We start from the raw sequence: 7468 nt of genomic DNA, 5'->3' as shown, positions 1-7468 counted from the left end.
CTGCTGGTGCTGCGGGGCGGGCAGATGGCCACGGGGCTGCCGGCGGCCGGGGCCGCCCTGCTGGAGCGCTGGCGGGTGCCCCTGATGGGCCTGCTGCAGGTGGGCGGCGACTGGCAGCCCAGCGAGCGCCGCCGCGATGGCCTGGCCTGGCTGGGATGGCTGCCGGAGAGCGGCGAGGAGAGCGGCGAGGAGAACGCGGAGAACGAGGCGGCGCTGGCCGCGCTGCGGCAGGTGCTGCGCCGCCGCTGGCGGGTGCTGCAGGCGGCCTAGGCCCCAGGCGTGGCACGCACAGCCGGACTCACTCCCCGAGCGCCTCGGCCACAGCGCGCTGGAACACCGCCTCCTCGGGGGGCACTCCGGTCCACTGCTCGAAGATCTGCATGGCCAGCCGGCGCGCCGTGGCCAGGAAGGGGGTGATGCGGGGGTTGGTGATCACATCCACCACCACGCAGGCCGGATCCACCGAATCCCAGCGGACGGGCACCAGCTCCAGCGCCGGGGCGCAGCCCAGGTGGGTGGCATTCATCAGGAGGCTGGTGCCAGCCGGCACCACCACCTCCCCCTGCCAAGACGCCCACACTGCCGGTACGCCGGCGGCGCGGGTGACGGTGTCCGCCACCTCCTGGCCCTGCTCCTGTCGCCGCGTGACCAGGGTGAGGTGGGCGGCGCCGGCCCAGGCCATCTCGACCGCCATCGCGCGGCCGGCGCCGCCGGCCCCCAGCATCAGATCTTCAGCGTCACCCGGCTGAGGATGGTGCTGGCGCCGGTGGCGATGAACTGAACCCCGATCGCCAAGGTGAACAGGCCCATCACCTTGATCAGCACCGTCATGCCCACATGACCGAGCATCTTGGTGAGGCGGGTGGCGAAGGTGAACATCAGGCCGATCAGGATCGCCATCGCCAAGATCGCCGCGAACAGTTCGATGCGGTGGTTGAGGGTGTGGGCAGCACCCGCATACACCGTGATCGTCGACATCGTGCCGGCGCCGGTGGTGAGGGGGAGGGAGATCGGCACGATCGCCGAGGAGGTCATCTGCCCCACATCCATGCGCGACACATCGAAGTTCTTCTCGTGCGAATCGCCCGGATCGGTGGCATTGAGCATGCTCAGGCCGCTGAAGCCCAGCAGCAGGCCCCCGGCGATCTGGAAGGCACTGACACTGATGCCGAAGAACTGCAGCACCGCCGTGCCCAGGAAAAAGGCGCCCAGCATGATCAGCAGGCTGGAGAAGGTGGTGATGCGAATCACCCGCCGCACGTGGCTGCTGGGCACCCCCTGGCTCAGGGTGAGGAAGGGCCCGATGGCGGGGAAGTTGTTGGCCACGGCGAACAACCCCAGCAGATAATGCTGGAAGGTGGTCGGCACCAGCAGCTCAGGAGTGATGGCCATGGTGTCCCATGCGGTGCCGCCATCATCCCGGACGCCGCCAGGATCGCTACGGGGCCTCAGGCTCCTTCCACAGCGGTGGCGTCGCGCCGGGATCCAGCTGGCGCAGTCCCTTGTGTTTCTGCTCGGCGGGCTTCAGCGGCAGGCTGGCGAACTGCACCGGCTTGCTGCCATCCAGTCCGGCCGCCAGCAGGCTCAGGGTCTCGCTCGGTGAGAGGTTGGTCTCCACCTTCGGCTGCAGCTGACTCACAAGGAAGGGCAGCTTGGCCAGCCGCTCGGGTTGCAGCATCCGCTCCCTGAGGCTGCTGGCCACCAGTTGCTGGTTGCTGCGGCGGCCGGTGTCGCCGAGCCAGGGATCGCGGAAGCGCACCAGCTGCTCCACCTTGTCGCCCCCCAGCTGCTGAAGCCCGGCCTCCAGGTCGATGGTCAGCTTCTGACTCTTGTCGGTGTAGCTCATCCGCCGGGGCGGGCTGAGTTCCAGGCCCCCCAGGCCGTTGACCAGATCCCTCAGCGCCCCCCTCGGGAGCACCAGATACCGATCCGGGCTGGGGGGCTGCAGCCCCACCAGCTCCCGCACCGCATCGGCGGTGAGCGCCACGCCCCCGAGGCGGAAGGCCTCACCGAGTCGCTTCACTCCCTTCTGACCGGGCAGGTTCACCGCCAGTTCGGTGGGCAGGTTGAGCACCTGCAGGGGCCCCTCGGGATGGATGCGCACCAGCAGCAGGGCATCGGCGTTGGCGGGTCCGGCGGGGGCAGCGCCATTGCGCGGCGCCCCGATCCGCTCGGCGTCGCTGCCGATCACCAGCAGGGTGATGGCCCGCGTCGGCCTGGCGGCCAGGCTGGCCGGGCCCACCTCGGGCGTGGGAGCCAGAGCCCGGTCCGGCATCGGCCAGAGGAGGCCCAGGGTGGCGAGGCCCACCACGGCGCCGGCGGCGGTGATGGCGAGGCTCTTGAGCATCCGCCCGTTCAACAGGGGCCGCTTCGGGGCCGGGGCCGTCGGGGTCGCGGAGCCGGGGAGGTCGGCGGGGCGGCGGGGCTTCCGGCGGGCGGGCATCGGGGCCGAAACGGAGGGGAGCTGGGGGCACTCTGACGCAGGGCGGCGGCATGGGAGCGCAACGACGGATAGCTTGAGCGTCGAGCCACTGCGCCCCTCCACCGCTTGTCCACCGTTCCTTCACCGGCGCCGTCGTCGGTGGCGCCGCACGATCGAGCCCGACCCCTGGCCAAGGGCAGCCCCAAACCGGCCAAGGATCTCTGCAGCGACTGCGGACTCTGCGACAGCCGCTGGGTGGCCTACGTGCGCCGGGCCTGCGCCTTCCTGGAGCAGCGCTTCGAGGCCATGGAGGAACAGGCCCACGGCCGCAGCCGCCGCCTCGACGATGAGAACGAGCTTTATTTCGGCGTGCACCAGCGCATGGTCACCGCCCGCCTGCGCCAGCCGATCGAAGGGGCCCAGTGGACCGGCATCGTCAGCCGCATCGGTGTGCGGGCCCTGGAGACGGGCCTGGTGGATGCGGTGCTGTGCGTGCAGCAGAGCCCGGACGACCGCTTCACGCCGGTGCCGGTGCTGGCCCGCACCCCCGAAGAGGTCCTGGCGGCCCGGGTGAACAAGCCCACCCTCTCCCCCAACCTGGAGGTGCTCGAGCAGTTGCCAGGCAGCGGCATTGAGCGGCTGCTCGCCATCGGGGTGGGCTGCCAGATCCAGGCCCTGCGGGCGGTGCAGGCCACCCTGCCCCTGCAGAAGCTGTACGTGCTCGGGCTGCCCTGCGTCGACAACGTGAGCCGGGATGGGCTGCAGACCTTCCTGGAGAGCGCCAGCCGCTCCCCCGACACCGTGGTGCACTACGAGTTCATGCAGGACTTCCGCATCCACTTCCGCCACAGCGACGGCCAGGAGGAAACGGTGCCCTTCTTCGGCCTCGACACCCCCGCCCTCAAGGACGTGTTCGCGCCGAGCTGCCTCAGCTGCTTCGACTACACCAATGCCGGCGCCGATCTGGTGGTCGGCTACATGGGCGCCGGCTTCGGCCGCCAGTGGATCACCGTCCGCAATGCCATCGGCCAGGAGCTGCTCGATCTGGTGGAACCGGAGCTCGACCTGGCGCCGGTGACCAGCGCCGGCGACCGCCGCCAGGCCGTGCAGCAGGGCATCGACGCCTACGAGAAGGCCCTGAAATTACCCATGTGGCTGGCGGAACTGGTGGGGGTGTTCGTGCAGCGCTTCGGGCCGAAGGGGCTGGAGTACGGCCGCTTCTCGATCGATTCCCACTTCACGCGCAATGCCCTCTGGCTGCAGCGCCACCACCCGGAGAAGGTGGAGGCCCACATCCCCGCCTTCGCCCGCAAGATCGTGGCCCGCTACCGCCTTCCCCAACCGTGAGCGTCGATTCACGGGCCTGCGGGGTGCTGCTCCACCCCACCGCCCTGCCGGGAACCCCGGCCTGCGGCAGCTTCGGCGCCGCCGCCCGCGACTGGATCGACCTGCTGGCCAGCGAGGGGGTGGGCGTGTGGCAGCTGCTGCCCCTGTCCCCCACCGATGGCACCGGCTCGCCTTACAGCTCCCCCAGCGGCTCAGCCCTCAATCCCTGGTTGATCGATGCCGACGATCTGGTGGCCGAGGGCCTGATCACCCCCGCCGACCGGGACGCGCTGCCCGACGGACCTGACGATCGCCTCGACCCGGCCGCAGCCGCGAAACGGGCGGCGGCCATCGCCGTGGCCCTGGGACGGCGCTGGGCCGACCAGAGCCAGCCGCGCCAGGAGGCCTTCGATCGCTGGGAACAGCGCCAGCGCTACTGGCTGGTTGACCACTGCCGCTTCATGGTGATTCGCCGCCTGCAAAGGGGACGGCCCTGGTGGGAGTGGCCCGAACCCCTGTCCCGGCGCCATCCCCCCGCCCTGCGGGCCCTGGTCGACGCCCAGAGCCGGGCCCTGCAGGAGGAGGCCCTGCTGCAATGGCAGCTCCAGTGCCAGTGGAGTCGGTTGCAGGAGCGGGCCCACGCCCAGGGGGTGCGGCTGGTGGGGGATCTGCCCTTCTACGTGGCCCACGACAGCGCCGATGTCTGGAGTCACCGGCGCCTCTTCTCCCTGCGCTCCGATGGGGGGCTGGTGGAGCAGAGCGGCGTGCCGCCCGATTACTTCGCCGCCACCGGCCAGCTGTGGGGCACCCCCGTCTACCGCTGGTGGGCCCACCGCCTGGGCGGCTTCAGCTGGTGGCTGCAACGGCTGCAGCGCCAGCTGGAGCTGATGGATCTGCTGCGCCTCGATCACTTCCGGGCCCTGGAGGCCTACTGGAGCGTCCCGGGGACGGATGTCACCGCCGAGCACGGCACCTGGCGCCCCTCCCCCGGCCGCGCCCTGCTGCACCGCCTCTGGTGGCGCTGCCGCCGCCAGGGCCGGCTGCTGGCCGGCGAGCGGCTACCGCTGATCGCCGAAGACCTGGGGGTCATCACCCCGGGGGTGGAGGCCCTGCGGGATCGCTTCGAGCTGCCGGGGATGAAGATCCTCCAGTTCGCCTTCGACGGCAACGACGCCAACGCCTACCTGCCGGCGAACTACACGGGCAGCCGCTGGGTCGTGTACACCGGCACCCACGACAACGCCACCAGCCTCGGTTGGTGGCGGGATCTCGACGACGGCGCCAGGGGGCGGGTCGCGGCGCTGGTGGGGGGTGAGGTGCGGTCGCCGAGCTGGCAGCTGCTGGAGATCGCCCTGGCCTCCCCGGCCGAGCTGGCCGTGGTGCCGCTGCAGGACCTGCTGGAGCTCGGCGACGAGGCCCGCTTCAACACCCCCGGCACGATCGAAGGCAACTGGAGCTGGCGGCTGGCCCAACCGGTGACTGCGCTGGCGGGCCCCCTGCAGGGCTTCGGGACCATGGCGGCCCGCTACGGCCGGGGGCGGGAGGCAGCGGGCGGAGGCATGGGGAGTGGCGGGTAGAGGAACTGCGCCTGGCCCTGGCCGCCCGTCGGGTCGGGGCTCTGGCCGGGGCTCTGAGCAACGGGGGTGGCGGGCACCAGGGGCTGGCCGTTCCAGCGCACCGCACCGGCCGCCGGGGCCGGCTCCAGCCTCAGGCTGAAGGGGGGCAGCACCGGCAGGCTGAGGCTGCCCTGCACCGCCGGCAGCTGGGTTTCCACGCCCCGGTCGCTGCGCAGCGATACCCGGGTGGGCTTGGCCAGCTCGAGCCGCAGCAGGCCGAGGGCCAGATCGGGGCGGTTCTGGCTGGTTTCACGCCTCAGCCGCCGCAGACCCTGGCCGGCCGCGGCCTTGCCCAGGGGACGCAGGTCGGGGTAGGCGCCCAGGATCGCCCGATCCGCATCCTCCAGATTCGCCTGGTCGGTCTGGGCGGCGCTCAGGGGCGGGATGGGCCGCAGGGCGTTCAGTCCCTGGGCGGCCAGCTGGCGCTGCTGCAGGTTGAGGCCATAGAGAAGGCCAGCACACAGAACCGCGTAAAGCACCGTTCCCTGCCAGGTGGTGAAAACATCGATTGAACCGGGGGTGAAGCGCAGCAACACCGTGTCCCGCCGCCGCCCGTGGCGCCGCTCCTGCTCCGGCGGCAGCACCCCGTCAAGACACCCCCCGGGCAACTCCAGATGGTGCTCCAACAGGGGAAGCATGGTGCGCAGGTAGGCCGCTTCCGGAAGCCGGTCGCGCCAGCCCCGCTCCAGGGCCTCCAACACGGCGGTGCTGATGCGGGTGTCGAGGGCCAGCTGGCGCAAGCCGATGCCGCGGCTCTCCCGGGCCTCGCGCAGCTGCTGGCCGGCGAGCAACAGGGGATCCTGGCGGCGCTCCACCGCCACCGTCCGCACATTCCGGTGCTGGCCCGGCAGGCGCTCGCGCAGACGCTGAAACAAAGACGGGGCCGGCTTGGGCAAGGGAGGGGGGCTCAGGGAGCGACGGCCAGGGGGCCCCATTCTCCCGGGTCGACCTCACGCCAGGATCCTTCGGGCAGATCCCCCAGCTGCACCGGGCCGACGGCGATCCGCCTCAGATCCAGCACCGGGTGGCCGAGGATCTCCGCCGTGCGCCGAATCTGGCGGTTGCGGCCTTCCCGCAGCACCAGCTCCAGCAGGCTGGCGCCGCGGTGATGGCGCAGCCGATGCAGCTCCACCGGCTGGCTGGGCAGGCCATCGAGGGGCACGCCAGCCCGCCAGCGCTCCAGGATGGCCGGCTGCGGCCATCCCTCGACCCAGACCTGGTACGTCTTGCGATGGCCGTAGCGGGGATGGGTGAGGCGCAGGGTGAGGTCGCCGTCGTTGCTGAGCAACAGGGCGCCACGGCTGTCGGCATCAAGCCGGCCCACCGGATGCAGACCGCGGCGTCGCTCCGGCGGCAGCAGGTCGAGCACGGTGGGGCGGCCGTGGGTGTCGTGGCAGGTGCTGAGCACGCCAGGCGGCTTGTTGAGCAGCAGGGTCAGGGTGGTGCCGGGCAGCTCCAGGGGCTGGCCATCGACGCTGATGCGGTCGCAGGCGGGATCGGCGCGGTCGCCCAGCTGGGCCAGGTCACCGTTGACCCGGACCCGGCCCTCGCGCAGCCAGGTCTCCGCCTCCCGGCGGGAGCAGAGCCCTGCGGCCGCCACGAGTTTCTGCAGACGGTCCGCGCCCATGGCCCCATTCTGCGGACCGCTCCAGGTCGGAGCGAGTCCGCAAAGTGATGGTAGATTTACGAAACCAAATGGTTTCGTAACAAGGGACGATGCCTTCGATCACCCTCACGGCTGCGTCCGCGTCCCTGCTGGTCCCGACTGGCGATTCTCTGCGCTCCTACCTGCGGGACATCGGCCGGGTGCCGCTGCTCAGCCATGAGCAGGAAATCACCCTGGGCCGCCAGGTGCAGGAGCTGATGGCCCTCGAAGACTTGCGCGAGGAACTCAGCCTGCGCTCCGGTGGCGAAGAGCCCAGCCCCGAGCTGCTCGCCGCCGAGGCGGGCCTCACCCCGGCAATGCTGCGCAAGCGCCTGCATGCCGGCCGGCGCGCCAAGGAGCGGATGGTGGCCGCCAACCTGCGCCTCGTTGTGAGCGTCGCCAAGAAGTACACCAAACGGAACATGGAGCTGCTGGATCTGATCCAGGAGGGCACCATCG

General features: G+C 71.2%; 8 protein-coding genes and 1 pseudogene. 4 read left to right on the top strand and 5 right to left on the bottom strand.

What is annotated here, in order from left to right; genetic code table 11:
- Nucleotides 1-270 (top strand): annotated as a pseudogene (locus KQ305_RS00245) (hypothetical protein); the annotation flags it as partial.
- A gap of 28 nt (nucleotides 271-298) precedes the next feature.
- On the opposite strand, the gene KQ305_RS00240 reads toward KQ305_RS00245, so the two are convergent.
- From KQ305_RS00240 to KQ305_RS00230, 3 genes are read right to left on the bottom strand one after another with little or no spacing between them, the layout of a single operon-like run.
- On the bottom strand, nucleotides 299-724 hold the full coding sequence (locus tag KQ305_RS00240; protein ID WP_259723475.1) for a hypothetical protein: 426 nt from the start codon (nucleotides 722-724) through the stop codon (nucleotides 299-301).
- Nucleotides 724-1392: a MarC family protein gene (locus KQ305_RS00235; protein WP_259723474.1), complete on the bottom strand. Its 669-nt coding sequence runs from the start codon at nucleotides 1390-1392 to the stop codon at nucleotides 724-726. Before KQ305_RS00235 ends, KQ305_RS00240 begins: the two co-directional genes overlap by 1 nt.
- Before the next feature lie 46 nt (nucleotides 1393-1438).
- Nucleotides 1439-2443, bottom strand: a complete 1005-nt coding sequence (locus KQ305_RS00230) for an LCP family protein (RefSeq protein ID WP_259723473.1) — start codon at nucleotides 2441-2443, stop codon at nucleotides 1439-1441.
- 105 nt (nucleotides 2444-2548) lie between these two features.
- On the opposite strand from KQ305_RS00230, the gene KQ305_RS00225 reads away from it, so the two are divergent.
- Together KQ305_RS00225 and malQ are read left to right on the top strand one after the other, a co-directional pair.
- Nucleotides 2549-3769, top strand: coding sequence for a Coenzyme F420 hydrogenase/dehydrogenase, beta subunit C-terminal domain (locus KQ305_RS00225; protein ID WP_259723472.1), 1221 nt, complete (start codon nucleotides 2549-2551; stop codon nucleotides 3767-3769).
- Nucleotides 3766-5325: a 4-alpha-glucanotransferase gene (gene malQ / locus KQ305_RS00220; protein ID WP_259723471.1), complete on the top strand. Its 1560-nt coding sequence runs from the start codon at nucleotides 3766-3768 to the stop codon at nucleotides 5323-5325. The genes KQ305_RS00225 and malQ overlap by 4 nt, the downstream gene beginning before the upstream one ends.
- Here the strand turns inward: malQ and KQ305_RS00215 are convergent.
- Together KQ305_RS00215 and KQ305_RS00210 are read right to left on the bottom strand one after the other, a co-directional pair.
- Nucleotides 5274-6260 carry a RodZ family helix-turn-helix domain-containing protein gene (locus KQ305_RS00215; RefSeq protein ID WP_259723470.1) on the bottom strand — a complete coding sequence of 329 codons (987 nt, stop codon included), beginning with the start codon at nucleotides 6258-6260 and terminating at the stop codon, nucleotides 5274-5276. The two genes, malQ and KQ305_RS00215, sit on opposite strands and share 52 nt — an antisense overlap.
- Nucleotides 6261-6271: 11 nt before the next feature.
- Nucleotides 6272-6991, bottom strand: a complete 720-nt coding sequence (locus KQ305_RS00210; protein ID WP_259723469.1) for a pseudouridine synthase — start codon at nucleotides 6989-6991, stop codon at nucleotides 6272-6274.
- 89 nt (nucleotides 6992-7080) lie between these two features.
- Between KQ305_RS00210 and KQ305_RS00205 the strand changes: the two genes are divergently transcribed.
- Nucleotides 7081-7468, top strand: a 388-nt coding sequence (locus KQ305_RS00205) for a sigma-70 factor domain-containing protein (RefSeq protein WP_311134298.1), incomplete at its 3' end; no start/stop codon positions are given.

The sequence above is a fragment of the Synechococcus sp. CS-1332 genome (assembly GCF_025127995.1).
Classification (GTDB): Bacteria; Cyanobacteriota; Cyanobacteriia; order PCC-6307; family Cyanobiaceae; genus Cyanobium.
Note: the sequence above shows the minus strand (reverse complement) of the source record. Positions and strands in the feature narration are given on the sequence as shown.